This is a genomic window from Terrabacter sp. MAHUQ-38 (genome assembly GCF_014518425.1).
Classification (GTDB): Bacteria; Actinomycetota; Actinomycetes; order Actinomycetales; family Dermatophilaceae; genus Terrabacter.
This window is the reverse complement of the sequence record NZ_JACVCU010000001.1, coordinates 296,711-322,966: the sequence shown is the minus strand read 5'-3', so window position 1 is coordinate 322,966 and position 26,256 is coordinate 296,711. Positions and strand designations below refer to the sequence as shown.

Here is a 26,256-nt window from a genome sequence, read left to right as displayed (position 1 = left end):
AGCCATGGACTTCACCCCGATCATCGACGGCTTCGGCATCGTCCTGCAGCCGACGAACCTGCTCTACTGTCTCGTCGGCGTGCTCATCGGCATGCTCATCGGCGTCCTCCCGGGTCTCGGCCCCGCGGCGACCATCGCGATCCTGCTGCCGCTCACCTACGGCATCGAGCCCGTGTCGGCGATCATCATGCTGGCCGGCATCTTCTACGGCGCGCAGTACGGCGGCACCATCACCTCGGTGCTGCTCAGGCTGCCGGGGGAGGCCAGCTCGGTCGTCACCGTGTTCGACGGGTTCGCGATGGCCAAACAGGGCCGCGCGGGTGCCGCCCTCGGCATCGCCGCGATCGGCTCGTTCATCGGCGGCACCATCTCGATCATCGGCCTGTCGGTCCTGGCGCCGGTCGTCGCCGGCTACGCCCTCGACTTCGGCCCGCCGGAGTACGCCGCGCTAGGGCTGCTCGGCGTCCTGCTCGTCGCGACGGTCGGCAACGGCGGCAAGCTCAAGGCGGTCATCGCGGCGGCCCTCGGACTGCTCATCGCCACTGTGGGGCGCGACACCTTCACCGGCGCCGAACGCTTCACGTTCGGCAACCTCAACCTGGCCGACGGCATCGACTTCGTGCCGATCGCCATGGGCCTCTTCGGTCTCGGCGAGATCCTCTACAACCTGGAGGAGAACCACAAGAAGGTGCACGCCCCGGCGAAGGTCGCACGGGTCTGGCCCACGCGCCAGGACCTCCGTGAGTCCAAGGGGGCGATCGCCCGCGGCTCGGGCATCGGCTTCGGTCTGGGCGTGCTGCCCGGTGGTGGCGCCGTGCTCTCGTCACTCGTCGCGTATGCCGTCGAGAAGCGCCGCGCGAAGCAGCCCGAGCGTTTCGGCCGGGGTGCGATCGAGGGCGTCGCGGCGCCTGAGTCCGCCAACAACGCGGCGGCCACCTCGTCGTTCATCCCGCTGCTCACCCTCGGCATCCCGGCCAACGCGACGATGGCGCTGATGTTCGGTGCACTGCTCATCCAGGGCGTCCAGCCGGGACCGCAGCTCGTCGACCAGCACCCCGACATCTTCTGGGGCGTCATCAACTCGATGTACATCGGCAACATCCTGCTGCTCATCATGAGCATCCCCATGGTCGGCATCTTCGTGCGGATCCTGCGGGTGCGGCCGGCCATCCTCGCGCCGATCACGGCCCTCATCACGATGCTCGGCGTCTACACCGTGAACAACTCGGTCTTCGACATCTACCTCGTCATCGTCTTCGGCATCGTCGGCTACCTCATGAAGAAGTTCGGCTTCGACCCGGGCCCGATGGTGCTCGCGTTCGTCCTCGGCACGTTGATCGAGTCGTCGTCGCGGCAGTCGCTGCTCATCTTCGGCGGCGACCCGACCGGCTTCGTGACCCGGCCCATCTCCGGGACCATCTTCGCCGCGATCCTCCTGGTGGCGCTGTTCCCCTTGCTGCGCAAGGCGTTCCGTATGCGGCGTGGCGACAAGCAACCTGAACCCGCACCAGAGCGACTTCCCGAGCGCGAGACCACGGAGGCGAAATGACCATCCTCGTCGGCTACCTCGACACCCCGGAGGGACGCGCCGCACTCGACGTCGGCATCGCCGAGGCCGCGCTGCGCGATCAGCCGCTCGTCGTCGTGAACTCTCCCCGACGTGGGGCCGCCGTGGACGAGGACATGCTCGCCCCGGAGCAGGTGAGTGAGATCGTCGACCTGGCCGCCGACCGCGGCGTGCGCGTAGAGGTGCGCCAGCCGCTTCACGGAGACTCGCTCGCGGACACGCTGGACGCCGTCGTCCGCGAGGTCGACGCGACGCTCGTCGTCATCGGCCTGCGCCATCGCAGCCCGGTCGGCAAGCTCATCCTCGGCAGCACCGCCCAGAAGATCCTGCTCGATGCGGCAGTGCCGGTGCTCGCGGTCAAGGCTGCCGGTTGATGGCCGCGGTCCGCTCGCGCATCTCTTCCGTCGACATCACGCCGGTCGCGTTCGAGGACCCGCCGCTGCTCAACGTCGTCGGCGTGCACCAGCCGTACGCGCTGCGCGCGATCGTGCGCGTGCACACCGACACCGGCTCGGTCGGCCTCGGTGAGACGTACGGTGACGAGACCCAGCTGCAGCGACTCGACGCGGTGGGTCGCGCGGTCGCCGGCCACGACGTCTGCGACCTCAACGGACTCTGGCGAACGGCATCCGACGCCCTCGGGTCGGGGACCGGTGGCGCGGGCGCGAGCTTCGGCGGGATGCTGCAGGTCGACTCGGCCGTCGCGACGGCCTACTCGCCGTTCGAGGTCGCCTGTCTCGACATCCAGGGCCACGAGACCGGCCGACCGGTCAGCGACCTGCTCGGCGGCGCCGTCCGCGACACGGTGCCCTTCAGCGCGTACCTCTTCTACAAGTGGGCGGGCCACCCGGGCCGGCCCGACGACGACTGGGGTGAGGCCCTCACCCCCGACCAGCTCGTCGTGCAGGCCAAGCGGATGGTCACGGCATACGGCTTCGACGCGATCAAGCTCAAGGGGGGCGTGCTGCCGCCCGACGAGGAGATCGAGGCGATGCGCGCGCTGCGCGACGCCTTCCCTGAGCACAAGCTGCGCATCGACCCCAACGGCGGCTGGACCGTCGACACGTCGATCCGCGTGGCGCACGAGCTCGCCGACGTGCTCGAGTACCTCGAGGACCCCACGCCCGGGATCGACGGCATGGCCGCGGTCGCCCGCGAGACCGACCTGCCGCTCGCCACCAACATGTGCGTCATCGCGTTCGAGCACCTCGCGCCGGCGGTGCGTGCGGACGCCGTCGGTGTCGTCCTGTCGGACCACCACCTGTGGGGCGGGCTGCTGCGGTCTCGCCTGCTCGCCGGCATCTGCGACACGTTCGGCATGGGCCTGTCGATGCACTCGAACAGCCACCTCGGCGTCAGCCTCGCGGCGATGACGCACCTCGCTGCTGCGACACCCAACCTCACGTATGCGTGCGACACCCACTACCCGTGGAAGACCGAGGAGGTCGTGAAGCCGGGCGCGCTCGACTTCGTCGACGGCGCGGTCGCGGTGCCGACGGGTCCGGGCCTCGGCGTCGAGATCGAAGACGACGCCCTGGGCGCCCTGCACGAGCAGTACCTCTCGTGCGGCATCCGCCGGCGTGAGGACACCGTCTACATGCAGTCGATCGAGCCCGGCTTCGAGGTCAACACCGCCCGTTGGTGAGCGACTCAGGGCTGTTGGAGGCGGGCACGTGAGTTGGCGAGGTGCAGGCGCATCGCGGCGCGAGCGGCCTGCCCGTCGCCGTGCGCGATGGCGAGGTGGATGTTCTCGTGCTCCAGCGCGACCCGCGTCAGGTGGGTCGCGTCCGAGACGGTGTATTCCGCCTCGAGCCGGGTGCGCGGCAGCATGATCATCATCGGCCCGAGGGACGCGAGCAGGTCTGAGTAGAAGCGGTTTCCCGACGCCACGGCGATCCGCAGGTGGAACTCGTAGTCGGCCTCGACCGCGCCGCTCGCCTGCTCGCCGGCCCGGGTCAGCGCGCGGAGCGCTCGCTCGATCGCCTTGACCTGCACGTCGGTTCGTCGTTCGGCCGCGAGCCCGGCCGCCTCGGTCTCGATGCCGATGCGGAAGTCGATCATGTCGAGGACGTCGCGGTGCGTGCGCACCCGCTCGGCGCCGACCTCGAAGGTGCCGGCCTCGGGGAGGGCGAGCACGAACGAGCCGCGGCCCTGGAAGGTCTCGACGAGGCCGGCCGCCTGCAGCCGCGAGATCGCCTCGCGCACGACCGTGCGGCTCACGCCGAACTCCTCGACAAGGGAGGCCTCGGTGGGCAGCTTCTGGCCGGGCTCCATCTGGCCGGCGAGGATGCGTTCCTTGAGCCGCTCGACGAGCTCGTGGGCGAGGCCGCGGCCGGTGTCGCGGTCGAGCTGCCGGCCGTCGGTGCCTCGGGGACTCACGGCGCCAACCTAGTGGGTGCGCAGCCGCGCTCGGATGCGACACGGGCTGCCTTTCGGTGTACGAGCGGCCGAGTGAACGGCAGCCCGTGCGCCGGAGCGCAGTCGCTGCGCCCAAGAGCAGCAGGTCCACCGCCCACGTCAGGCGCGCCCGACCTCGAAGGTGTCGACGGTCCAGGCCTTGACCTGGTCGCTCAGCGTGAAACCCAGCCCGGGACGGTCGGGCACCACCATGCGGCCGTCCCTGGTCTCGAGCCGCTCGTTGAAGAGCGGGTCGAGCCACTCGAAGTGCTCGACCCAGGGCTCGCGGGGGTAGCAGGCCGCGAGGTGCAGGTGGATCTCCATCGCGAAGTGCGGCGCGAGCTGGAGGCCGGCGTGGTCGGCGAGCGTGGCGAGGCGCAGGAACGGCGTGATGCCGCCGACGCGGGGGGCGTCCGGCTGGATGATGTCGGCCGCGCGGGCCTCGATGAGGCGTACGTGCTCCGCGACGCTCGACAGCATCTCGCCGGTGGCGATGGGCGTGTCGAGCGCGGCCGCGAGCTGGGCGTGTCCCTCGGCGTCGTACGCGTCGAGCGGCTCCTCGATCCAGACGAGGCCGAGGTCCTCGACGGCGCGCCCGAAGCGCAGGGCGGTCGCGCGGTCCCACTGCTGGTTGGCGTCGACCATGAGCGGCACGTCGTCACCGATGTGCTCGCGCACGGCCGAGAGGCGCTGCAGGTCCACCTTCAGGTCGGGCTGGCCGACCTTGATCTTGATGCCGCCGATGCCGGCCGCGAGCGACTCGGAGGCGCGGTGCTTGACCTCCTCGATCGGGGCGTGGAGGAAACCACCCGACGTGTTGTACGTGCGTACCGAGTCGCGGTGCGAGCCGATGAGCTTGGAGAGCGGCAGGTCGGCCCGACGGGCCTTGAGGTCCCAGAGCGCGATGTCGACGGCGGCGAGGGCCTGGGTCGCGACGCCCGAGCGTCCGACGGAGGCGCCGGCCCAGAGCAGCTTGTCGTAGACCTTGGCGATGTCGCTCGGGTCCTCGCCGACGAGGCCGTCGGCGACCTCCTTCGCGTGCGCGAACTGGGCCGGGCCGCCGGCGCGCTTGCTGTAGCTGAAACCGGTGCCGCGGTGGTCCTGCTCGGTCGTGATCTCTGCGAACAGGAGCACGATCTCGGTCATCGGCTTCTGCCGGCCGGTCAGCACCTTGGCGTCGCTGACCGGGGTCGGCAGGGGCAGGACGACGGACGAGAGGGCGACGTGGCGGATGCGGTCGGCGGTCATGGTTTGTCCTCGGGGGGCGGCGACAGTGACGCAACTGATAGTACAAGTCCCAAACTTGTCTGACAAGAATTCGGCGTATGCCGGATCACACGTCCGCTCGCACCGTGCTCCGCTGGGCGGAGCAGGATGAGAGCGGGTGAGGGGGATCAGGCCGAGCGGAGCGCCTTCATCTCCCGGCGCTTGCGCAGCGCCATGGCGAGCGCGATCTTCCGCGCGTCGATGGAGATCTCGCGCAGCATCCCCGAGATCGGGTTGGTGTACCCGGTGTACCAGAGGCCCGTGGCGCCCCGGGCCGTCCTGCCGCCACGCTCGACGGGGCGGCCGGTGCCGTCGAGGACCCCGAGGTGGCCGAGCAACGGCTCGAGGCCCTGCTCGTAGCCGGTGGCGAGGACGAGGACGTCGGGTCGGATGCGAGAGCCGTCGCCGAGCACGACGGTGTCACCGTCGACCCCGGCGAGAGCCGCGACGGGCTCGACGGCACCGGACCTGATGGCGTCGATGATGCCGACGTCCTGCACCGGGATGGCGTTGTCGCGCTCGACCCGGGTCAGCAGACCGGTGTCGGGGCGCGGCAGACCGTGGTCGCTGAGGTCCGGCGTCTGGAGCCGCTCGACGAACGGTGCGACCCGGTCGACGAGGGAGGCGGGCAGGCGACGCACGGCGATGCCGGTGTACTGCGCGGCGATCGGACCCCGGTTGCGCCGCAGGATGTGTGGAACGGTCCGCACCGAAAGACGCACCCGCTTCGCCCCGTGCTCGACGAGGTCGACGGCGAGCTCGGCGCCGGTGTTGCCCGTGCCGACGACCAGGACGTCCCTCCCGGCGTGTGCCGCCCCGTTGCGGTAGTGGCGCGCGTGCACCACCTCGCCCGAGAAGCCCTGCAGGCCAGGCACGTCCGGCTCACGCGGCGTGTGGTTGAAACCGGTGGCCACGACGGCGTACGGCGCGGTCGGCGTCGTGCCGTCGGCGAGAGTCAGTGCCCACGACCGGCCGTCGGTGGACCGGTCCAGCCGGCTCACCTCGGTGCCGAGCCGGACGTCGAGGTCGTGGTGGGCTGCATACAGCTCGAGGTAGCGCACGACGTCGTCGCGGGCGACCCAGCGGCCCATCTCCTTCGGGATGGGCAGGCCTGGGAGGCCCGACAGCTCACGCGGCGTGTGGAGGTGCAGCCGGTCGTAGTGCCCGCGCCACGAGCTGCCGACGGAGTCGGCGCGCTCCAGCACGACGGACCGCAGCCCGCGTCGGCGCATCGCCGCCGCGGTCGCGAGACCGGCAGGGCCGGCTCCGATGATGTGGGCATCGACGACGGCGTTGGGGCGGCTCACCCCGTGAACCTACTGCCCGGGGCCGCGCACGACGACCCCTGCATGCAGCACGCGCTCGGGCCGCAGGATCGCCTCGATGTCCTCGTCGAGGCGTCCCGAGACGACGAGCAGGTCGGCCGGCATCCCGCGGGCGAGTCGTCCGGCCTGGTCGCTGAGGCCGAGCGCGGCGGCGGGGCGGGACGTGCTCATGGCCACGGCGCGATCGTGTGGGAGGCCCATGAGGCTGACCAGCTGGGTCACGCCGTGCACCATGACGTCATGCGGCTTCGCGGGGCCGATGCCGGCGTCGGTCGAGCAGAAGCAGTTGGCTCCTGACGCGACGAGTCCCCGAAAGTGTTCCTGCAACGCCGGAAGCCGCGCCGCGATCGCCGGGTGCACCGGCCCCGGCACGGTGCCGCCCGTGATCGACAGGGGGATCCCGGTCTCGACCAGCCGGCCCACGAGGTCAGGATCCTGCGCTACGCCGTCGGCCGTCATGAAGCTGACGTGCTCGATGGTGTCGACGCCGGCGGTGGCCGCGTCGGCCACACCCCGTGTGCCATGGGCGTGCGCAGCGACGGGCAGTCCTGCGGCGTGAGCCGCCTCGACGACCGCACGCAGCTCGGCGACGCCGAACTGCGACTCGTGCGGGAGCGACCCGGGAGTGAGGGTGCCCCCTGTGGCCATGACCTTGACGACGTCGACCCCAGCGGCCGCCAGCCGTTCGACGGCCGCCCGCAGGGCGGACTCGCCGGGGCACTCGCCGCCGAGGAACCAGCAGTGCCCGCCCGGTGTCGTCAGCGCAGGTCCCGCGACCAGGAGCGTCGGCCCCGACGACGGGTCGCGGGCGAGCTCGTCGCGCAGCGACACCGTGACGAGGCCACGTCCACCGAGCTCGCGCACCGTCGTGACTCCCGCGGCGAGGGCCTGTCGCGCGTTGGCCCGGCCACGCTCGAGGAGCGCCTCGTCGTCGCTCTCCTGGTGCCAGCCCAGCGGGTCGGTCGAGCAGTCCCACGTCAGGTGCTGGTGCGCGTCGACCAGCCCGGGCAGCACCGTCACGTCGACGAGATCCTCGACGGACACCTCGCTCGCGTACTCTCGGGGCGGACCCACGTCGACGACCGTGCCGCCGTCGATCGCGATGTCGGCCGCACCGACGAACCGCTCACCGTCGAAGACCTGCCCCGCGCGCAGCACCCGCATGAGCTTCGCCCTCCGTCAGGCCGGGCCGACGTGCTCGGAGAACCACTCGTTGAGCGGGCGCAGCGCCTGCCAGGCGCCGCGCACCTGGTCCAGAGCCTGCGTCGTCTCCAGCCAGCGCGGGCTGCCGAAGTCGTGGATGAGCATGAGCTCCTTGTGCCGGAGCGTCTCGATGCGCGGGTGGTCGGCGGCATACCCGCGGGGTGTCGTCCGCACCTTCTCGCCGAGCACCTCGAAGCCGGCGCCGCGCGCGGCTGCGAGGAGCTGTTCGAGCTGGGGGCCGGTCGACTCGGAGACCACCGCCTCGCGCAGTCGGGCGGTCTGGGTCGTCGCATGGGCATGGAAGCCGCCGCCGGCCTTGAGGCCCGTCGCGCTGATCTCGACGTAGTAGCCACACCCTGGGTGCGTGGCCGCGAACGCGCCGAGGTGCGTCTTGTACGGCGACTTGTCGGCGCTGAACCGGACGTCGCGGTTGGGCCGGAAGAGCTTGGCCTCCCCGAACTCTTCCTCGAGCGCGTCGACGAGCGCGAGCATCGGCTCGCGGACGTCGCGCTCCCACTGCTGCTTGTGCTCGGCCCAGTACGCCTTGGAGTTGTCGGCCTCGAGGCCGGCGTAGAAGTCGAGGGCCCCGTGGGGAAACCCGGAGAAGGCCACCGGAGACGTCGCAGGAGTGCTCATGTGGCGACTCTGACATCGGGACCAGGTTGTTAGGCAAGGCTTACCTGTGCTTTCCTGATTTCCGTCACGCCGTCATGGCGTAATTCCTGAGAGCTACCTGAGAGGGGCCACCCCAGTGCTCGCGAGCAACGCGCTCATCGGACTCCGAGAGGGACTCGAGGCCGCCCTCGTGGTCGTCATCCTCGTCGCCTTCCTCGTGAAGACCGACCGCCGCTGGGCGCTGCGCCACGTATGGACCGGTGTCGGCGTCGCCGTGGCACTCTCGGTCGCCCTCGGTGCCCTGCTCACCTACGGCACGAAGCAGCTGACCTTCGAGGCGCAGGAGCTCATCGGCGGCAGCGCCTCGATCATCGCGGTCGTCTTCGTCACCTTCATGGTCTTCTGGATGAAGTCGGCCGCGCGCACCATCTCGGGGGAGCTCAAGGGCAAGCTCGACAAGGCGCTCGACATGGGCCCGTTCGCGATCGCCCTCGTCGCCTTCCTCGGCGTCGGCCGCGAGGGCCTCGAGACCGCGATCTTCTTCTACGCCACGACCGAGGCCGCCGGCCAGGGCAACAACCAGCCGCTCATCGGCTGGGTGGTCGGCCTCGGCGGCGCGGTCGTCCTCGGCTGGCTCATCTACCGCGGCGCCGTGCAGATCAACCTCGCGAAGTTCTTCCGCTACACCGGCGTCCTGCTCGTCTTCGTCGCCGCCGGCATCCTCGCCTACGGCATCCACGACCTGCAGGAAGCCCGTTTCGTCCCGGGGCTGACGACCCTCGCCTTCGACGTCAGCAGCACCATCGACCCGGGCAGCTGGTACGCCACGCTGCTCAAGGGCATCTTCAACTTCACGCCCGCCACGACCGTGCTCCAGGCGATCGCGTGGGTCCTCTACGTCGGCATCGTCCTGACGCTCTTCCTGCGCCCCGCCCGCTCCGCGCCGCCGGCTGCCGTGGCGACCTCGGGTGACCGGCGCCCGAGCGTCGCGGCCTGACCCTCCCGCCCCACCTCCACACGCCCGTTCGAAGCACCCACAGGAGAACCATGTCCCGCCCCGTCCTGCGTGTCGCCACGCCTCTCGCGCTCACGCTCGTCGCCGGCCTCGGCCTCGCCGCCTGCACCGACAAGGCCGACCCGACCGGATCGTCGACGGCTGCAGGCGGACCCATCACGGTCACCGCCACCGACACGACGTGCCAGCTGAGCGCGACGACCGCCAAGGCGGGCACCGTGACCTTCCAGGTCACCAACGCCGGGTCGAAGGTCAACGAGTTCTACCTCTACGCCGAGGGCGACCGCATCGTCTCCGAGGTCGAGAACATCACGCCCGGCCTCAAGCGCGAGCTCAAGGTCGAGATCACCGAGCCTGGGACGTTCTCGACGGCGTGCAAGCCCGGCATGGTCGGCGACGGCATCCGCGGCACCTTCACCGTGACTGGCACGGCCGTCGCCGGCAGCGCCGACCAGAAGGTCGCCAAGGCGATCGCCGACTACAAGGCCTTCGTCGCGTCGGAGACCGACGAGCTCGTCGAGGGCACCGAGGCGTTCGTCGCCGCGGTGAAGGCGGGCGACGTCGCCAAGGCCAAGTCGCTCTACGCCCAGGCCCGGCACCCGTGGGAGGCCATCGAGCCCGTGGCGGAGAGCTTCGGTGACCTCGACCCGCGCATCGACGGACGCGAGGACGTCGTCGAAGAGGGCATGAAGTTCACCGGCTACCACCGCCTCGAGAAGGACCTGTGGGTCACCGGCCTGAAGAAGGACTCGAACGCCATCGCCGACCAGCTCCTCGCCGACGTCAAGGAGATCGCGGCGAAGAGCAAGACGGTCGAGCCGACCGCGCTGACGATCGCGAACGGCGCCAAGGCCCTGCTCGACGAGGTCGCCACCGGCAAGATCACCGGCGAGGAGGAGCGCTACTCGCACACGGACCTCTGGGACTTCGACGGCAACCTCGAGGGCTCCCGGCAGGCACTCGCCGTCCTGCGCCCGGTCATCAGCGCGAAGGCCCCCGAGCTGCAGAAGGCCCTCGACGCGCGCTTCAAGGAACTGTCCGGCCTGCTCGGCTCGCACAAGACAGGCGCCGACTACAAGAGCTACACCGCCCTGAGCGACGCCGACATCAAGGCCCTCACCGTCGCGCTCGACGCCCTCTCCGAGCAGGTCTCGAAGGTGCCCGGCGTCGTGGAGGCGAAGTGAGTCCTTTCCCCTCCGACCCCGGCGTACCCGAGCCGCTGAACGGGCCCGTCCACGAGACCCCTGACGGCGTCAGCCGCCGCCGGCTGCTCGGGGTCTCGGGCTCCGCAGCCGTAGCCGGTCTCGTGGCCGGGGGAGTGGGGACGTATGCCGTCACGCGGGGTGGCGAGGACGCCTCCTCGGGTGCCGCGGCGGCCCCTGCTGCTCCCGCCCTCGCGCTCGACGCTGCCATCCCGTTCCGGGGCGTCCACCAGGCCGGCATCGTCACTCCCGCGCAGGACCGCCTCCACTTCGTGGCCCTCGACGTGGTGACGAAGGACGCCGCACAGCTGCGCGAGCTCCTCAAGGCGTGGACGCGTGCGGCCGAGCGCATGACCGCCGGCGCCGAGGCCGCCCCCGGCGGGCTCGTCGGTGGTGGGCCCAACCGGGCACCCGAGGACACCGGCGAGGCGTACGGCCTGCCGGCATCCGGCCTCACGATCACGATCGGCTACGGGCCCTCGCTCTTCGACGGCCGCTTCGGCCTCGCGTCGAAGAAGCCAGACGCCCTGCGCGAGCTCCCGGCGTTCTTCGGCGACCAGCTCGACCCGAAGCGCTCGGGAGGTGACCTCTGCATCCAGGCCTGCGCCAACGACCCGCAGGTCGCCGTCCACGCCGTGCGCAACCTCGTGCGGCTCGGCTTCGGTGTCGTGGCGGTGCGCTGGTCGCAGCTCGGCTTCGGCCGCACCTCGTCGACCTCGACCGCGCAGGCCACGCCGCGCAACATGTTCGGCTTCAAGGACGGCACCAACAACCTCAAGGCCGAGGAGCCCGAGGGCCTCGCGCAGCACGTGTGGGTGGCGCCGGACGACGAGAAGGGCGACAGTGCGTGGATGGCCGGCGGCTCCTACCTCGTCGCCCGCCGGATCCGGATGCACATCGAGGTCTGGGACCGCACCCCCCTGCAGGAGCAGGAGGACATCATCGGTCGTGACAAGAAGGAGGGCGCGCCGCTCGGCGGGGCCAAGGAGTTCGACCCGCTCGACTTCACGAAGAAGGGCCCCGACGGCGAGCCCGCGATCCCCGTCAACGCGCACGTCAAGCTCGCCCACGAGAGCCAGCTGGGCGGCGTTCGCATCCTGCGCCGCGGCTACAACTTCACGGACGGCTCCGACGGCGTCGGCCACCTCGACGCGGGCCTCTTCTTCCTCGCCTACATGCGTGACCCCGAGAAGCAGTTCGTGCCGATGCAGCGGGCACTCGCCAAGGCCGACGTGCTCAACGAGTACATCGAGCACAACGGGTCGGCCGTCTTCGCGTGCCCGCCCGGCCTCGCCGACGGGGAGCACTGGGGTCAGGCGCTGTTCGCCTGACGCCTGAGCTCCCTGTCAGGTCGGTCAGGTCTGGCTGACCCGCACCGTCAGGCTGGCCGGGAGCACGGTCGCGCTGACCTCCGTGGCCTCGCCGACGACGTCGCCGTCGATCTGCACGGGCAACGGCCGGTCGGTGCGCACGCGGACCTGCTGGACCACCTTGTGGTCGAGGGTCGGGTGCCCCTTGCGCTGCCGCGTCGCGACGCGCGTCGCCACCGGGACCCAACCGACAACACCCTTGGGTGAGGCGATGACCGCGTCGAGCCGGCCGTCGTCGACCCGGGCGTTGGGCATCAGCACCAGCCCGCCGAGCAGCCGGCCGCAGTTGCCGATGATGACCATCCGCGCGCGCCGGCGGAACTCGAGCTCGTCGTCGACCTTGACGGAGATGCGGAACTCGGGCGAGACGAGGTGCTTCAGGCCCGAGAGCATGTATGCCGGCCAACCGACCTTCGCCTTGAGGTTCTCGTTGGTGCCCGCCATGATCTGCGCGTCCATCCCGAGGCCGCTCATGACGAGGAAGTAATGCGTCTCCGGGGATCCGGACTCGTCGGGTGCGTCGTCCATCGGGGCAGCGCCCACGACGAGCTCGCCGACGTCGATGCGCCGGTTGCGCCCCGTCAGCGCGACCGTGACGGCGGTCTCGAGCGCGACGGGAAGGTCGAGGTTGCGGGCGAGCAGGTTGCCCGTGCCGGCGGGCAGGATGCCGAGGGGCGTCTCGGTGCCGACGAGGGCGCTCGCGACGTTGCGCACCGTGCCGTCGCCGCCGAGGCTGCACACGATGTCGGCACCGTCGCGCACCGCCTGCGCCGCCTGGCCCTGGCCGGGGTCCTCGACGGTCGTCTCGTAGAACATCGGCTCGCCCCAGCCGTTGGCGAGGCACGTCGACGTGACTCGCTGACGCAGGTCGGGCAGGTCGGCGAACTTCGTCGGGTTGACGACGATGCCCGCGCGCTTGACCGGGGCCCGAATGTCCTCGCCGGTGCGGAAGTGGTCGCGCGGTGGGCGGGGCCGGCGCAGCCGCAGGCCGGCGGTGGCCTCCGGTGCCACGCGGCCCAGGACGAACCACCCGACGACCAGCGCCAGCACCACGACGCCGGCGATGATCCATGGCAGGTAGTCCGTGAGCACGATGACATACGGTATCGCCCACACGGGAGCGTCCCCGAATCGCCGGCTGCCGCGGCCCTAGGCTGGGCGCATGAGTGAGCCCTTCCGAGACCCCGGGCCGTCGAACCCCGACGACGCCGACTGGACCTGGGTGCTGACGCGGCCGTGCCCCGACTGCGGGTTCGACGCCGCCGCCACCGACACCGCCGACGTCCCCGCGATTCTTCGCGACGCCGGCGAGCGGTATGCCGCCGCCCTCCGACGCGACGACGTGCGGACCCGTCCGGCGCAGGGCGTCTGGTCGACGCTCGAGTACGCCTGCCACGTCCGCGACGTGTGCGACGTCATGACGGGCCGCCTCGACCAGGTCCTGGCAGGTGGCGGCGAGGTCGTCCGCTTCGCCAACTGGGACCAGGACGCGACCGCGCAGGAGAAGCAGTACTGGCGCTCCGACCCCGAGGCCATCGAGCGTGAGGTCACGGGTGCCTTCGAGACTGCGGCCACGGCATACGGCCGCCCGTCCGGAGCGCAGTGGGAATGGCCGGCCCTGCGCAGCAACGGCTCCCCGTTCACGGCCCGCACGCTCGCGCTGTACTTCGTCCACGACATCCGACACCACCTCTGGGACGTGAACGCATGACCCTTCCGATCGACGTCCAGCTCCAGCTGCCCGAGCCGCGCACCCCCGACCCGCACGACGCGCCCGCGATCCGCTGGGGGGTCCTCGGCCCGGGCGGTATCGCGCACACCTTCGCCGACGCCGTCGCCGTGGGCACGGCCTCGTCGGTCGTCGCCGTCGGGTCGCGCAGCCGCGAGCGCGCGCAGGACTTCGCCGACGAGTTCGAGATCGGCCGGGCGTACGGCAGCTACGAGGAGCTCGTGGCCGACCCCGACGTCGACGCGGTCTACGTCGCCTCACCGCACTCCGAGCACCGCAACCACGCGCTGCTCGCCCTCGAGGCGGGCAAGCCGGTGCTCGTCGAGAAGGCCTTCACGCGTAGCGCCGCCGAGGCCCGGGAGGTGCTCGCGGCCGCCGAGTCCCGCAACCTGCTCGTCGTCGAGGCGATGTGGAGCCGTTTCCTGCCGCACTACGACGTCGTGCGGCACGTCGTCGAGACGGGCCTCATCGGTGACCTCGTCACCGTCTTCGCCGACCACGGCCAGCGCCTCTACCCCGGTGGCCCCGCTCGGCTCTCGCAGCCCGAGCTCGCAGGTGGGGCGCTGCTCGACCTCGGCGTCTACCCCGTGTCGTTCGCCGACCTGGTGCTCGGGGCGCCGGCATCGGTGTCGGCGGTCGGCGGCCTGACCGACCTCGGCGTCGACGCCACGACGACGATCACCGTCACCGGAGGCTCGGGCGCCCACGGCGTGCTGTCGTGCACCATGGCCGCCGTCACGCCCTGCTCGGCCGTCGTCGCAGGCACCGAGGCCCGGCTCGAGCTGTCCGGCACGTTCTACGCGCCCGGGTCGACGATCCGGCTCGTCAACCGTGTCGGCGAGGTCATCGACGAGCGCCCCGGCGGTCTCGCCGACGACGTGCGCGGCTTCTCCTACGAGGCGGCCGAGTTCGCCCGGTGCCTCGTCGCGGGTGAGCGTGAGTCGCCGATCATGCCGCACGCGACGACGCTGCGGGTCATGGAGACGATGGACGAGGTCCGTCGCCAGGTGGGGGTCGTCTACCCCGGCGAGTGACCCGCCGACCCGCGCACTGAGTCGAGTGGGCACTTTCGCCCGCATCCGTCGGGAAGGAAAGTCTTCGCGCCGATGTCGATCGGGGTCCGCGCCGTTCGTGGAGGGGGTGAGGGCACGCGGCACGAGGTCGCGGCCACGCACCGAGGAGCACGACGATGACCACCGTCCCGAACCCCACCACCGACAGCCCGACCGGCAGCGTCTCCTGCGAGGACGGCTGGACGCCCTTCCACGTCACGAGGTCCCTCCTCGGCTGGGGAGCCGTCGCCGGCCCGTTCTACGTCGTCACCACGCTCGTGCAGGCCCTGACCCGCGAGGGATTCGACCTGACCCGCCACCAGTGGAGCCTGCTCGAGAACGGCGACCTCGGCTGGGTCCAGGTCACCAACTTCGTGCTGACCGGCCTCATGCTGGTCGCGTTCGCCGTCGGGCTGCGCCGGGCGCTCGCCGGCGCACGCGGCGCACGCGGCGCGCGCTGGGCGCCGCGTCTCACCGCAGTCTTCGCGGCGAGCCTCGTCGCGGCAGGCGTCTTCCGCGCCGACCCGGCGCTCGGCTTCCCGATCGGTGCGCCGGAGGGCGTCGGCGAGGTGACGGCCCACGGCGTCGCGCACTTCGCTGCGGCCGGCGTCGGCTTCACCGCGATCGCCGCGGCCTGCTTCGTGCTCGCGCGCCGGTTCTCCGCCGAGGGCAACCGTCGGCTTACCGTGTTCTCACGCGCCACCGGTGTGGTCTTCCTCGGCGGCTTCCTCTGCGTCGCGTCGGGCGGCGGGAGCGTCGCGGCCAACCTGCTGTTCACCGCGGCCGTCGTCCTCGTCTTCGCGTGGATCGCCGTCGTCGCCATCCACCTGTACCGGTCGCTCACCGACTGAACACGCCGATCCCCTGACGAGAGAAGGAGACCCCGATGCGCTACATCGTCGTCCTCAAGGGCACCCAGCCCGCCGGACCACCACCAGAGGGCCTGATGGCCGCGATCATGGACCTCGGCGCCGAGGCCACGGCGTCGGGTGCGCTGCTCGACAACGGTGGGCTCGCCCCGAGCGCAGCCGGTGCCCGCGTGACCGTCGCAGATGGCGAGCTGTCCGTCATGGACGGGCCCTTCGCGGAGGCCAAGGAGTACATCTCCTACGCCATCTACGAGGTGCGCTCCAAGGAGGAGGCCATCGAGTGGACCTCGCGGTTCATGAAGCTGAACGCCGACCTGTGGCCGGGGTGGGAGGGCGAGTGCGAGGTCCTGAAGGTCATGGGTCCCGAGGACTTCTCGCCACCCCGGTGACCCGCCGTAGGGTCGAGGCGTGACCGGCACCTACTCTGACGAGGGCGCGGCCAGGCGTGCAGTCGACGCCGTCTGGCGCATCGAGTCCGGGCGACTCATCGCGGGCCTGGCGCGTGTGACCGGTGACGTCGGGCTCGCCGAGGACCTCGCCCAGGAGGCGCTGGTCGTGGCCCTCGAGCAGTGGCCCGTCTCGGGCATCCCGCCCAACCCGGGCGGATGGCTCATGACCACCGCGAAGCGCCGGGCCATCGACGCGCACCGCCGCACGGCCACCTTCGAGCGGAAGGTGGCCGTGCTCGCGCGCGACGTCCTCGAGGACGAGCCCGGCGTCGACAGCGACCGCCACGTCGACGCGCTCGACGACCACGTCGGCGACGACCTGCTGCGTCTCGTCTTCACCGCCTGCCACCCGGCCCTCTCGCTCGAGTCGCGCGTCGCCCTGACGCTCAGGTGCCTCGGCGGGCTCTCGACCGACGAGATCGCGCGGGCCTTTCTCGTGCCCGAGCCCACCATGGCGCAGCGCATCGTGAGGGCCAAGAAGGCGTTGACCGACAAGGAGGTCCGCTTCGAGCTGCCGCCGCCCGAGCAGCTCTCCGACCGTCTCGCATCGGTGCTCGAGGTCGTCTATCTCGTCTTCAACGAGGGGTATGCCGCGACGTCCGGCGGCGAGTGGGTGCGGCCCGCGCTGTGCCAGGAGGCGATGCGGCTGGGGCGCGTGCTCGTGGGACTCGTGCCCGACGAGCCGGAGGTCCACGGGCTCCTCGCACTCATGGAGCTGCAGGCCTCGCGACTGCCGGCGCGCATCGGGCAAGACGGGCAGCCCGTGCTCCTGCCCGACCAGGACCGGCGCCGCTGGGACCGGCTCCTCGTCCGTCGCGGCCTCGCGTCGCTCGCACGCGCCGAGGCGTCCGGCAGGCCGCTCGGCCCGTATGCCGTGCAGGCCGGCATCGCCGCCTGCCATGCCCGCGCCCTGCGGGCGGAGGACACCGAGTGGGTGCGCATCTCCGACCTCTATGCCGTCCTCGCGAGCATCTGGCCGTCACCTGTCGTCGAGCTGAACCGCGCTGTCGCCGTGGGGTTCACGCGCGGTCCCGAGGCGGGGCTCGAGGTCGTCGAACGCGTGGCCGCGTCGGGCCGGCTCACCGACTACCCGCACCTGCATGCGGTGCGGGCAGACCTGCTGGAGCGCGCCGGACGGCATACGGAGGCGGCGGAGGCCTTCGAACGCGCCGCGACCCTGACGCGCAGCGATGCCGAGTGGGCGATCTTCACGTCACGAGCGGCCGCGGCACGCCGCCACGTGTGAGGAGTCAGGCGCCGCTGATGTTGGGGTCGCGCCAGCGGCGCTCGAAGGGCAGCCGCCACGTGAACGGCGCGACGAGCTGGTGGATCTGGTTGGGCCCCCAGGTTCCGGGGTCATAAGGGCGCACGATGGGCGGGTTGTCGAGCAGCGGCTGCGAGATCTCCCAGAGGCGCTCGATGCCCTCGGCGGAGGTGAAGAGGGTGCGGTCGCCGCGGGCCGCGTCGTAGATGAGCCGCTCGTACGCCTCGAGCACGGCTCCGGCCCAGTTGGTCTCGCCCATGGAGAACTGCATCGACAGCTTGTCGAGCTTCATGCCGGGGCCGGGGCGCTTGCCGTAGAACGACAACGACATCCGCGACTTGTCGGCGAGGTCGAACGTCAGGTGGTCGGGGCCGTTGTCGCCGACGCCAGAGCCGGGCGGGAACATCGAGCGCGGCGGCTCCTTGAAGGCGATGGAGATGATACGGGCACCCTCGGCCATCTGCTTGCCGGTGCGGAGGAAGAACGGCACCCCGGCCCATCGCCAGTTGTCGACGAAGCACTTGAGCGCCACGAACGTCTCGGTCTGGCTGTCGGACTTCACACCGGGCACGTCCCGGTAGCCGACGTACTGGCCGCGCACGACGTCGTGCGGCTCGATCGGGGCCATCGAGCGGAAGACCTTGTTCTTCTCCTCACTGATGGCGTTCGGCTCGAGGGCCGTCGGCGGCTCCATGGCCGTGAAGGCGAGCACCTGGAAGAGGTGCGTGACGACCATGTCGCGGTAGGCGCCGGTGCCTTCGTAGAAGTCGGCACGCTGCGCGAGGCCGAGCGTCTCGGGCACGTCGATCTGGATGTGGTCGATGTGGTTGCGGTGCCAGATCGGCTCGAACAGGCCGTTGGCGAAGCGGAACGCGAGGATGTTCTGGGCCGCCTCCTTGCCGAGGAAGTGGTCGATGCGGAAGATCTGCTCCTCGCGAAAGACCTGGTGCAGCTCGGCGTTGAGCGTGCGGGCGCTCGCGAGATCGGTGCCGAAGGGCTTCTCCATGATGATCCGGCTGCGCTCGACGAGGCCGGCCTCGGCGAGCTGGTGGACGACCGCAAGGGCGGCCTTCGGCGGCACGGAGAGGTAGTGCAGACGCGTGGCCTCCGGCCCGAGGATCTGCTCCGACTCATCGACGGCGGCCCGAATACCTTGCGGCCCAGCACTTCCCGGCACCCAGTGGATGCGTTCGGCGAACTCCTTCAGGTCGACGTCGGTGACGTCGTGGGTAGAGTGCTCACGCACCGCGGCGAAGGTGAGGTCAAGGAACTCCTCGCGGGTCAGCTCGTCGAGGCTCGTCGCCACGATGCGCAGCCCGTCGAGCAGCTGCGACTCGTGGAGGTGCAGCATGCCGGGAAGCAGCTTGCGCTTCGCGAGGTCACCGGTCGCGCCGAAGAGGACAACTGTCGTGGCCGTCATGTGCCCAGCGTGGCCTAGATCGCCGGTGGCGGGAAGTGGCGTCAGGCGCGAGGGGGCGCGATGGAGTCGCGCGTCACGAGGGGGCACTCGAGGAGCACCGGCTCGGCGGGCTGCTCGCCGTCGAGCAGCATGCCGACGGCCTCGTGGCCCATGGCCCGGTAGGGAAGCGCGACCGTGCTGAGGCGGGGCCGCATGTGGTCGGCGATCTCGACGCGGTTGTCGAAGCCGATGACGCTGACGTCGCGGGGGATCGACAGCCCGAGCTCACGCAGGCTGTCGTAGGCACCCATCGCCATCCAGTCGTTGCCGCAGAAGATCGCGGTCGGTGGGTCGTCCAGACCCATGAGGTCGGTCGCGTGCCGTGAGGCCGAACCCTGCCACCAGTCGCCGCGACGGACCAGGTCCGCGTCGTAGGCGACGCCGGCCGTCTCGAGCGCCTCCCGGTACCCCTTCAGGCGGCCGGTCGAGGCGGGGAACCCGTCGGGTCCGTTGACGAACGCGATGCGTCGGTGGCCGGCGTCGAGGAGCGTCTGGGTGGCCAACCGTCCGCCCTGCTCCTCGTCGGGCAGGACGGTCGGCAGGGGTGGCCGGTCCCCGGCACCGGATCCGTCGACATCGGCGAAGCAGTGGACGAGGACGGCGGGCAGGTCGCCGAGACCCGGCGGGAGCTCGACCCGGCGGTGGTAGTCGGCCGCGAGAATCAGCCCGTCGGCGCGCCACTGGCGCAGCCGCGCGACGGCGTCGGCGGCAGCGGCCTGCTCGCCCTCCGTGTCGATGACGAGGAGCGTCTGGCCGCGCTCGAAGGCGGCGTCCTGGGCTCCCTTGATGATGGCGACGGCATACGGCGTCGTGGCGATCTCGCTCGTGACGAGGCCGATGATGTTGCTGTGCGCGCCGCGCAGGCTGCGCGCGAGTGCGTCGGGCTGGAAGCCGAGCTGGGCGGCGGCGTCCCAGACCCGTTGTCTCGTCTCCTCCGGGATGGCCACGCCTTCGACGTCGTTGAGCACGAGCGACACCGTCGTGCGCGACACACCGGCCAGCTCGGCGACGTCGCGCTGGCGCGGCCGACGGGGGGCCGGGGCACCGGCGGGGCGCGCGGTGACCGGGGTGGGGGACTCGCTTCTGGGCATGGACGTCACCGTTCCACGTTCTGGAGATGCCTGTTGACACGTGACAATAACACGAGTTAACTACGGCTCGTTAACACGAGTTAACGGGCAACGGAGCCGCGAAGGTCCCCCTGCAGACCACGGTCCCGCTGCCACACCAGTCCCCCGTGGAGGCACCATGAACCCGCAATCACCAGCGACGCCCGGCTGGTCCCGGCGATCCTTCCTCCAGCTCGCCGGTCTCACCGGGGCCACCGCCGCGCTCGCGTCGTGCGCGGCAGGCGGCCCGGCCCCCGCGAGCACCGGCGGCGCCGGCACCGGCGCATCCGGCTCCATCTCCGTCCTCGTCGAGGCCGGCGGCAAGGCGGAGCTCGAGAAGGTCGCCGCCCTGTTCACCCAGCAGACCGGCACCAAGGTCGACCTCGTCGAGCTGCCTTACGACGGTCTGTTCAACCGGCTCCAGACCGAGCTGTCGGCCGGTTCGGTCTCCTTCGACGTCGCGGCACTCGACGCCGTGTGGCTGCCGACCTTCGCCGGTGCGCTGGCCCCGCTCGACGCCCTCTTCACCGACGCCGTCAAGGGTGACCTCTTCGACTCGCTGGTCAGCGGCGCCCAGATCAACGGGGCCTACGTCGGGATGCCCGTGTGGACCAACGCCGAGATCCTCTTCTACCGCAAGGACCTCTTCGAGGACGCGAAGGAGAAGGCGGCCTTCGAGAAGAAGTACGGCTACCCGCTCGCCCCGCCCACGACGTGGCAGCAGTTCCAGGACGCGGCCGTCTTCTTCACCCGGGGCACGGCGCTCTACGGCACCGACGTCAAGGGCGCCGTCGAGACGGAATGGCTCGCGCACGTCGGCCAGGCCGGTGCCAAGGGCCTCGTGCTCGACCCGTCAGGCAAGGTCATCATCGACAGCCCCGAGCACCTGAAGGCCCTGACCTTCTACAGCAACCTCAACAACACCCTCAAGGTCGCGCCTCCTGGTGCCGCGCAGGTCGACTGGGGTGGCGCGCAGAACCTCTTCAACCAGGGCAAGACGGCGATGATGCGCTTCTGGGCGCACGCCTTCCCGCTCATCCCGACCGACTCACCGATCCACGGCAAGGTCGGCGCGGCCCCGATGATCGGCGGCGCTGCCGGCGTCGGTGGCGTCCCCGGCCCGTGGTACCTCTCGGTGCCCAAGTCGGGTGGAAAGGCCGAGCAGGCAACGAAGTTCGTCCAGTTCGCCTATGACAACAATGCCCTCAGCATCAAGTCCTCGCTCGGTCTCGCCGCCCGCAAGTCAGCCTTCGCCGAGTACGCCGGCAAGCCCGGATACGAGCACTTCGCCGCGCTGACCGCCACCCTCGACGGTCCCGCCACGAAGGCGCGGCCGACCACGCCGAAGTGGCAGCAGATCGTCGACACGGCACTCGTGCCCATGCTGCAGAAGTCGCTGGTGCCGGGCGCCGACTACGCCCAGCTGCTCTCCGCGGCCAAGGGTCAGATCGAGTCCCTGGTGTCCTGAGATGACCACGAGCGCGCCGGCACCATCGCCCGCACCCCGCCTGCGTCGACCCGTGAGCGACCGACGCTTCGCCCTGCTCCTCATGGTGCCGGCGGCTCTGTTCCTCTCGGCTTTCGTCGCCTGGCCCGTCGTCAAGCTCGGCTGGGACAGCCTCTTCGACACCCAACCGCTCGCCGGGACGAGCGAGTTCGTCGGGCTCGGCAACTTCGCCGACGTCCTCGGTTCCGCGGACTTCCGTGCGGCGGCCTTGCGCACGGTCGTCTACACGGTCTTCGTCGTGACGTGCGAGTTCGTGCTCGGCCTTGCCACGGCACTGCTGTTCAACGCCCTCGGCCAGCGCTCACGGGTGTTCCGCACGATCTTCCTCTACCCGCTCATGATCGCGCCGGTCGTGGCCGGACTGCTCTGGCGGTTCCTGCTCATCGACAACTTCGGCATCGTCGGGCAGCTCCTCTCGCAGGTCAGGGTCCTCAGTGACTCCAACGCGATCGGCTGGTTGAGCGACCCCGACATCGTGCTCTTCTCCGTCGCGATCCCCGACATCTGGCTCACGACCTCCTTCATGACGCTCGTGCTCTTCGCCGGTCTGCAGAACATCCCGGGCGACGTCCTCGAGGCAGCCCGTCTCGACGGTGCCGGAGCCCGCACGATGCTCGTCCGCGTCATCCTGCCGATGTTGCGCCCGGTCATCGCCGTGGCGCTCATCGTCCGGGGCGTCGACGCGGCCCGGGCCTTCGACGTGATCCTCATCCAGACCGGCGGCGGGCCGCAGTCGGCGTCGCAGACCCTGAGCCTGCTCATCTACCAGACCATGGTCCGCTTCGGTGAGCCCGGCCGGGCCGCGGCGATGAGCATCGTCTACCTCGTCGTCCTGTTCGTCGTGGCCGTCGTCGCGACGCGCACCATCTGGAGCCCGGGAGGTGAGCAGCGATGAGAGGCGTCGGACAGAAGCGCTCGACCGTCGCGGCGCTGTGGGTGGCCCTGGTCGTCGTCGTCGCGCTCTTCGGCTTCCCCTTCGTCTACCTCGTGCTCACGTCGTTCAAGACGCCGTCGGACGCCATCGCCATCCCACCCGCGGTCCTGCCCCGGGCGTGGAGCCTGCAGAACTACACTGCCGCGCTCCAGGCGCCCGGCGTGGTCGCGTCGTTCGTCAACTCGCTGAGCACCGCGCTGATCAGCACGGCGCTCTCGATCGGCCTCGGCGTGCCGGCGGCCTACGGCATCACGCGGTTCGCGAGCCGCGCGGGGCGGGTCTTCATGTCCGCGACACTCGTGACCCGGATGGTGCCGCCCGTGGCGATCGGCATCCCGATCGTCGCGATGGCGAACGCCCTCGGGTTGCGCGACACCCCGACCGGCCTCGGGCTCGCCCACGCGACGATCTCCCTGCCGCTGTCGATCTGGCTGCTCTGCAGCTTCTTCGAGTCCGTGCCGGGCGAGCTCGAGGAGGCGGCGCGCGTCGACGGCTGCGGTCGGCTGCGCGCGCTCTGGTCGGTGATCATGCCGGTCGTGTCGGGCGGTGTGGCCGTGACGGCGATCTTCGCCTTCCTCGCCTCGTGGAACGAGTTCCTCTTCGCCCTGCTGCTCACCGCGACCCGCGGCCAGACGACCCCGATCGTCATCGCGAACTTCCAGACGCAGTTCGGTCTCCAGTGGGGCCCGATGACCGCCCTGGCCTGCCTCTACTCGGTGCCCGTCGTCGTCCTCACGCTGTTCCTCCAGCGCCGCATCGTCGCCGGCCTGACCCTGGGGGCCGTCAAGGGCTGAGCAGGCGCCGTGTACGCGCTCGGCTGAGACCGCCACATCGCACGGGCCCGGGGAAGTGCTCCCCGCGGCAGAGAAGGGAAGAAAGTGTCGGGCAAGAACCACTACGACGTCACGACGTGGCCCGTCGGCGACCCGTTCGAGGACGTCGGTGCAGTGATCAACAGCATCATCGCCGACATCAAGGAACGGCAGAACGTCACCGACGCCAATGGTGGCGGAAAGCCCGGCGCGGTGATCTACATCCCGCCTGGGGACTACCACCTGCGCACGCAGGTGCTGGTCGACATCAGCCATCTCAAGATTTCTGGCTCGGGACACGGTTTTGCGTCGTCGAGCATCCGGTTCAACGTCCCCGAGGATGAATGGCCGGACCTGCACGAGCTGTGGCCCGGAGGCAGCCGCATCCTCGTCGACATTCCCGTCGACGGAGCCGAGGAGGAATGCGCAGCGGCCTTCCGCGTCGAACGCAGCGGTGCCCCGCGGATCAGCTCCGTCGAGTTCTCCGACTTCTGCATCGACGGGATGCACTTCGAGCCCGATGGTTCAGGAACGCACCCGGAGAACACCTACGTCAACGGCAAGACGGGTATCCACGTCGCGAGCTCCAACGACTCGTTCCGGGTGACGGGGATGGGTTTCGTCTACCTCGAGAACGCCCTCACGGTCTACAACGCGGACGCTCTCTCGGTCCACGACAACTTCATCGCTGAGTGCGGCAGCTGTGTGCAGCTGCGCGGGTGGGGGCAGGCCTGCAAGATCACCGACAACCTGGTCGGAGCGGGCTTCAGGGGTCACTCGATCTATGCCGAGAACCATGGCGGTCTGCTCATCACCGCGAACAACGTCTTTCCTCGTGGGGCGAGCAGCGTCCATCTGCGGGGAGTCACGCGCTCGAGCGTCACGAACAACCGTCTGCACTCCTTCTACCCCGGGATGCTCATCCTCGAGGGGGACAGCGCAGAGAACCTCGTTGCCACCAATCACTTCTTGCGCGACGACGAGCCCTGGACGCCCTTTCTGGGTGTCGACAACGGAGTGGACGACCTCGAGGGCCTTCTCTCTGTCGGCGGCAGCAACAACTCTGTCGTCGGCAACCACTTCTCGCAGGTCATCGACTCGCGAGGAGTCCGGCCGACGGGCGCCACGCCCGTCACCATCCGGCTGGTGACGGGGTCTGGCAACTTTGTCTCCAACAACCATGTCGTGGCGCTCGACGTGCCCTCCAAGACAAGCGACTCATGTTTTTCGGCTCAGGTGGACGCTCTGTTGACGACGCAGGCCACGTCCGACCTTGCCGTGACGACTGTCATGGTCAACCCCGAATCGGCTCGGAACACGATCCTGGATTCCGGAAGTGATGCCCAAGTCGTCGCGGACCGGGCTGTCAACGCCTTCAGGGCCACCCCCACGGTTGGTCTCTAGGTGGCACCAGCGCTGGCTGACCCGGTCACAGCACCTCGACGTCCACGCGGCCGTCGGCGACGTGCCAGCGGTGGGTCAGGCGTATGCCGCCCAGCAGCTGCTCGTCGTGGCTGACGACGAGCACAGTCCCACCGAAGGCCGCCAGGGCGGCCTCGAGCTGCTCGATCGCGTCGACGTCGAGGTGGTTGGTCGGTTCGTCGAGCACGAGGACGTTGACCTCGCGGCCCTGGAAGAGCGCCATGAGCGCACGCGTGCGCTCGCCCATGGAGAGGCTGCGCGCCGGCCGTGCCACGTGCTCGGCGCCCAGGCCGAACTTCGCGAGGAGGGTGCGGACGTCGGCGATCCGCCACTCCTGGCCGGTCCTCGGATCGTGGCCCAGCTCCCGGTGGACGACCTCGAGCACCCTGGCGTCGTCGTCGAGCAGGTGCCGCCCCTGGTCGATGACGCCGACCGATACTCGGGTCCCGAGGGACTGCCGGCCGGACGCCAGCGGCAGGTCACCGAGCAGCGCCGCCAGCAGGGTCGTCTTGCCGCTGCCGTTGTCGCCGACGATGGCGACGCGATCGCCGCGACCGATGAGGAGCGCGACTGGGCCGAGCCGGAACCCGTGCCGCTCGACGACGGCGTCGGCTAGCGTCGCGACGACGTCGGCCGAGGGCCGGCCCTCCGTGATCGTGTACCGCAGCTGCCACTCCTTGCGGGGCTGGTCTACGGCGTCGAGGCGCCCGGCGGCCCGCTCGAGGCGGGCGCCCTTGGCGGCCTGGCGGTCGGCCCGAGCCCGGTGCTTCTCCCGGATGTGCTTGTCGGGCTCGCCACCCGTGGCGACGTTGCGGCGGCCCTTGTCCGCCCAGTCGTGGCGCTGCCGGGACTGTGCGAGCAGCGAGTCGCGCTCGGCGGCATACCCCTCGTACGCATCCCACGCCTGGGAGCGAGCGAGCTCACGCTGGGCGACGTAGTCGCTCCAGCCGCCCGTGTAGTGAGCGATCCGCTGCTGCCTCACGTCGAGCTCGACGACGTTCGTCGTCACGGCGTCGAGGAAGGTGCGGTCGTGGCTGGCGATGAGCACCGGGCCGTCGTGTCCGCGCACGAAGTCGGCCATGAGGTCGAGCCCGCGGCCGTCGAGGTTGTTCGTCGGCTCGTCGAGGAGGAGCACGTCGTACTGGCTGAGCAGCACGGCGACGAGGCAGGCCCGGGCCGCCTGGCCGCCCGAGAGAGTGCCGAGCGGTCGCGTGCCGTCGACGTCGAGGCCGACGTGCGCCGCGACCTCGGGCAGTCGCTCGTCGAGGTCTGCCGCGCCGAGTGCCAACCAGCGCTCCAGCGCGGTGGCGTACCGCTCGTCGCTGTGCGGCTCTCCCGAAGCTATTGCAGCAGAGGCGCATTCGAGCTCCACGTCGGCCGCGACGACGCCGGTGCGGCGCCGCGCGTACGCGAGCAGGGTCTCCTCGGGGTCGGGCAGCACCTGCGGCAGCCACGCGACCGTCGCGTCACGCGGGGCGAGGCGGATGGTGCCCGCATCGACGGGCAGCTCGCCGACGATCGTGCGCATGAGGGTCGACTTGCCCGACCCGTTCGGCCCGACCACGGCCGTCACGTCCCCGTCGGAGAGCGTGAGGTCGAGGCCCGCGAAGAGGGTGCGCGCGCCGAAGGCGACGGCGAGGTCGGTGATGGTGAGGGTGGATGACATCGGGGTCCTTGATGGTCGGCAGGG

The 26,256-nt window shown here is 70.6% G+C and carries 24 protein-coding genes; 15 read left to right on the top strand and 9 right to left on the bottom strand.

The genetic code is table 11. The features are described 5' to 3' along the window. Positions 1–4 precede the first annotated feature (4 nt). Genes H9I49_RS01565 through H9I49_RS01555 form a run of 3 tightly spaced genes read left to right on the top strand, consistent with a single transcriptional unit; the run spans position 5 to position 3,212 of the window. Positions 5–1,549, top strand: coding sequence for a tripartite tricarboxylate transporter permease (locus H9I49_RS01565; RefSeq protein WP_188028557.1), 1,545 nt, complete (start codon positions 5–7; stop codon positions 1,547–1,549). Next, on the top strand, positions 1,546–1,941 hold the full coding sequence (locus H9I49_RS01560; RefSeq protein WP_188028555.1) for a universal stress protein: 396 nt from the start codon (positions 1,546–1,548) through the stop codon (positions 1,939–1,941). Before H9I49_RS01565 ends, H9I49_RS01560 begins: the two co-directional genes overlap by 4 nt. Further along, positions 1,941–3,212, top strand: a complete 1,272-nt coding sequence (locus tag H9I49_RS01555) for a glucarate dehydratase family protein (protein WP_188028553.1) — start codon at positions 1,941–1,943, stop codon at positions 3,210–3,212. The genes H9I49_RS01560 and H9I49_RS01555 overlap by 1 nt, the downstream gene beginning before the upstream one ends. A gap of 5 nt (positions 3,213–3,217) precedes the next feature. Here the strand turns inward: H9I49_RS01555 and H9I49_RS01550 are convergent, their stop codons facing one another. From H9I49_RS01550 to H9I49_RS01530, 5 genes are all read right to left on the bottom strand, one after another. After that, positions 3,218–3,946: a FadR/GntR family transcriptional regulator gene (locus tag H9I49_RS01550; protein WP_370587383.1), complete on the bottom strand. Its 729-nt coding sequence runs from the start codon at positions 3,944–3,946 to the stop codon at positions 3,218–3,220. Positions 3,947–4,084: 138 nt separating this feature from the next. Further along, on the bottom strand, positions 4,085–5,212 hold the full coding sequence (locus H9I49_RS01545) for a mandelate racemase/muconate lactonizing enzyme family protein (protein ID WP_188028552.1): 1,128 nt from the start codon (positions 5,210–5,212) through the stop codon (positions 4,085–4,087). 146 nt (positions 5,213–5,358) lie between these two features. Continuing rightward, positions 5,359–6,537, bottom strand: coding sequence for an NAD(P)/FAD-dependent oxidoreductase (locus H9I49_RS01540; protein ID WP_188028551.1), 1,179 nt, complete (start codon positions 6,535–6,537; stop codon positions 5,359–5,361). A 9-nt stretch (positions 6,538–6,546) separates the two neighbouring features. Beyond that, the gene (locus H9I49_RS01535) at positions 6,547–7,719 is read right to left on the bottom strand and encodes an amidohydrolase family protein (RefSeq protein WP_188028549.1); all 1,173 of its coding nucleotides are present in this window, start codon (positions 7,717–7,719) and stop codon (positions 6,547–6,549) included. A 15-nt stretch (positions 7,720–7,734) separates the two neighbouring features. Next, entirely contained in the window at positions 7,735–8,394 is a 660-nt protein-coding gene (locus H9I49_RS01530) for a DUF2461 domain-containing protein (protein ID WP_188028547.1), read from the bottom strand. Between the two features lie 115 nt (positions 8,395–8,509). Here H9I49_RS01530 and efeU point away from each other — a divergent pair, with 115 nt between their 5' ends. Genes efeU through efeB form a run of 3 tightly spaced genes read left to right on the top strand, consistent with a single transcriptional unit; the run spans position 8,510 to position 11,921 of the window. Further along, positions 8,510–9,370: an iron uptake transporter permease EfeU gene (gene efeU / locus H9I49_RS01525; protein ID WP_188028545.1), complete on the top strand. Its 861-nt coding sequence runs from the start codon at positions 8,510–8,512 to the stop codon at positions 9,368–9,370. Positions 9,371–9,420: 50 nt separating this feature from the next. Continuing rightward, positions 9,421–10,572, top strand: a complete 1,152-nt coding sequence (gene efeO / locus H9I49_RS01520) for an iron uptake system protein EfeO (protein WP_188028544.1) — start codon at positions 9,421–9,423, stop codon at positions 10,570–10,572. Between the two features lie 35 nt (positions 10,573–10,607). Beyond that, a complete protein-coding gene (efeB, locus tag H9I49_RS01515; protein WP_188029557.1) occupies positions 10,608–11,921 on the top strand; it encodes an iron uptake transporter deferrochelatase/peroxidase subunit in 1,314 nt (437 codons plus the stop codon). A 24-nt stretch (positions 11,922–11,945) separates the two neighbouring features. On the opposite strand, the gene H9I49_RS01510 is transcribed toward efeB, so the two are convergent. Continuing rightward, the gene (locus H9I49_RS01510; protein ID WP_188028542.1) at positions 11,946–13,052 is read right to left on the bottom strand and encodes a diacylglycerol kinase family protein; all 1,107 of its coding nucleotides are present in this window, start codon (positions 13,050–13,052) and stop codon (positions 11,946–11,948) included. Positions 13,053–13,122: 70 nt separating this feature from the next. On the opposite strand from H9I49_RS01510, the gene H9I49_RS01505 reads away from it, so the two are divergent. The 5 genes from H9I49_RS01505 (at position 13,123) to H9I49_RS01485 (ending at position 17,305) form a co-directional block, all read left to right on the top strand. Further along, positions 13,123–13,671, top strand: a complete 549-nt coding sequence (locus H9I49_RS01505; protein WP_188028540.1) for a DinB family protein — start codon at positions 13,123–13,125, stop codon at positions 13,669–13,671. Next, on the top strand, positions 13,668–14,723 hold the full coding sequence (locus H9I49_RS01500) for a Gfo/Idh/MocA family protein (protein WP_188028538.1): 1,056 nt from the start codon (positions 13,668–13,670) through the stop codon (positions 14,721–14,723). The genes H9I49_RS01505 and H9I49_RS01500 overlap by 4 nt, the downstream gene beginning before the upstream one ends. A gap of 155 nt (positions 14,724–14,878) precedes the next feature. Next, complete coding sequence (locus H9I49_RS01495) at positions 14,879–15,592, top strand: DUF998 domain-containing protein (protein ID WP_188028537.1); 714 nt, start codon at positions 14,879–14,881, stop codon at positions 15,590–15,592. Positions 15,593–15,627: 35 nt separating this feature from the next. Beyond that, positions 15,628–15,999: a YciI family protein gene (locus H9I49_RS01490; protein WP_188028535.1), complete on the top strand. Its 372-nt coding sequence runs from the start codon at positions 15,628–15,630 to the stop codon at positions 15,997–15,999. Between the two features lie 19 nt (positions 16,000–16,018). Then, positions 16,019–17,305: an RNA polymerase sigma factor gene (locus H9I49_RS01485; protein WP_188028533.1), complete on the top strand. Its 1,287-nt coding sequence runs from the start codon at positions 16,019–16,021 to the stop codon at positions 17,303–17,305. 4 nt (positions 17,306–17,309) lie between these two features. On the opposite strand, the gene zwf is transcribed toward H9I49_RS01485, so the two are convergent. Both zwf and H9I49_RS01475 read right to left on the bottom strand, forming a co-directional pair. After that, positions 17,310–18,743: a glucose-6-phosphate dehydrogenase gene (zwf, locus tag H9I49_RS01480; protein WP_188028532.1), complete on the bottom strand. Its 1,434-nt coding sequence runs from the start codon at positions 18,741–18,743 to the stop codon at positions 17,310–17,312. Positions 18,744–18,784: 41 nt separating this feature from the next. Then, positions 18,785–19,873 carry a LacI family DNA-binding transcriptional regulator gene (locus H9I49_RS01475; protein ID WP_188028530.1) on the bottom strand — a complete coding sequence of 363 codons (1,089 nt, stop codon included), beginning with the start codon at positions 19,871–19,873 and terminating at the stop codon, positions 18,785–18,787. A 157-nt stretch (positions 19,874–20,030) separates the two neighbouring features. Between H9I49_RS01475 and H9I49_RS01470 the strand changes: the two genes are divergently transcribed. From H9I49_RS01470 to H9I49_RS01455, 4 genes are all read left to right on the top strand, one after another. Continuing rightward, the gene (locus H9I49_RS01470) at positions 20,031–21,359 is read left to right on the top strand and encodes an extracellular solute-binding protein (RefSeq protein WP_188028528.1); all 1,329 of its coding nucleotides are present in this window, start codon (positions 20,031–20,033) and stop codon (positions 21,357–21,359) included. A 1-nt stretch (position 21,360) separates the two neighbouring features. Beyond that, positions 21,361–22,293 carry a carbohydrate ABC transporter permease gene (locus tag H9I49_RS01465; protein WP_188028527.1) on the top strand — a complete coding sequence of 311 codons (933 nt, stop codon included), beginning with the start codon at positions 21,361–21,363 and terminating at the stop codon, positions 22,291–22,293. Beyond that, a complete protein-coding gene (locus H9I49_RS01460) occupies positions 22,290–23,126 on the top strand; it encodes a carbohydrate ABC transporter permease (RefSeq protein WP_188028525.1) in 837 nt (278 codons plus the stop codon). The genes H9I49_RS01465 and H9I49_RS01460 overlap by 4 nt, the downstream gene beginning before the upstream one ends. Positions 23,127–23,210: 84 nt before the next feature. Further along, complete coding sequence (locus tag H9I49_RS01455; protein ID WP_188028524.1) at positions 23,211–24,548, top strand: NosD domain-containing protein; 1,338 nt, start codon at positions 23,211–23,213, stop codon at positions 24,546–24,548. A 25-nt stretch (positions 24,549–24,573) separates the two neighbouring features. Here the strand turns inward: H9I49_RS01455 and H9I49_RS01450 are convergent, their stop codons facing one another. After that, a complete protein-coding gene (locus H9I49_RS01450) occupies positions 24,574–26,232 on the bottom strand; it encodes an ABC-F family ATP-binding cassette domain-containing protein (protein WP_188028522.1) in 1,659 nt (552 codons plus the stop codon). Positions 26,233–26,256: the final 24 nt, after the last annotated feature.

Bases quoted from the DNA above. Each gene is read 5' to 3' on its own strand.
- H9I49_RS01565 (WP_188028557.1), top strand. From the start codon at position 5: ATGGACTTCACCCCGATCATCGACGGCTTCGGCATCGTCCTGCAGCCG.
- H9I49_RS01560 (WP_188028555.1), top strand. From the start codon at position 1,546: ATGACCATCCTCGTCGGCTACCTCGACACCCCGGAGGGACGCGCCGCA.
- H9I49_RS01555 (WP_188028553.1), top strand. From the start codon at position 1,941: ATGGCCGCGGTCCGCTCGCGCATCTCTTCCGTCGACATCACGCCGGTC.
- H9I49_RS01545 (WP_188028552.1), bottom strand. From the start codon at position 5,212: ATGACCGCCGACCGCATCCGCCACGTCGCCCTCTCGTCCGTCGTCCTG.
- H9I49_RS01535 (WP_188028549.1), bottom strand. From the start codon at position 7,719: ATGCGGGTGCTGCGCGCGGGGCAGGTCTTCGACGGTGAGCGGTTCGTC.
- H9I49_RS01530 (WP_188028547.1), bottom strand. From the start codon at position 8,394: ATGAGCACTCCTGCGACGTCTCCGGTGGCCTTCTCCGGGTTTCCCCAC.
- efeO (WP_188028544.1), top strand. From the start codon at position 9,421: ATGTCCCGCCCCGTCCTGCGTGTCGCCACGCCTCTCGCGCTCACGCTC.
- H9I49_RS01505 (WP_188028540.1), top strand. From the start codon at position 13,123: ATGAGTGAGCCCTTCCGAGACCCCGGGCCGTCGAACCCCGACGACGCC.
- H9I49_RS01500 (WP_188028538.1), top strand. From the start codon at position 13,668: ATGACCCTTCCGATCGACGTCCAGCTCCAGCTGCCCGAGCCGCGCACC.
- H9I49_RS01495 (WP_188028537.1), top strand. From the start codon at position 14,879: ATGACCACCGTCCCGAACCCCACCACCGACAGCCCGACCGGCAGCGTC.
- H9I49_RS01490 (WP_188028535.1), top strand. From the start codon at position 15,628: ATGCGCTACATCGTCGTCCTCAAGGGCACCCAGCCCGCCGGACCACCA.
- zwf (WP_188028532.1), bottom strand. From the start codon at position 18,743: ATGACGGCCACGACAGTTGTCCTCTTCGGCGCGACCGGTGACCTCGCG.
- H9I49_RS01475 (WP_188028530.1), bottom strand. From the start codon at position 19,873: ATGCCCAGAAGCGAGTCCCCCACCCCGGTCACCGCGCGCCCCGCCGGT.
- H9I49_RS01470 (WP_188028528.1), top strand. From the start codon at position 20,031: ATGAACCCGCAATCACCAGCGACGCCCGGCTGGTCCCGGCGATCCTTC.
- H9I49_RS01465 (WP_188028527.1), top strand. From the start codon at position 21,361: ATGACCACGAGCGCGCCGGCACCATCGCCCGCACCCCGCCTGCGTCGA.
- H9I49_RS01460 (WP_188028525.1), top strand. From the start codon at position 22,290: ATGAGAGGCGTCGGACAGAAGCGCTCGACCGTCGCGGCGCTGTGGGTG.
- H9I49_RS01450 (WP_188028522.1), bottom strand. From the start codon at position 26,232: ATGTCATCCACCCTCACCATCACCGACCTCGCCGTCGCCTTCGGCGCG.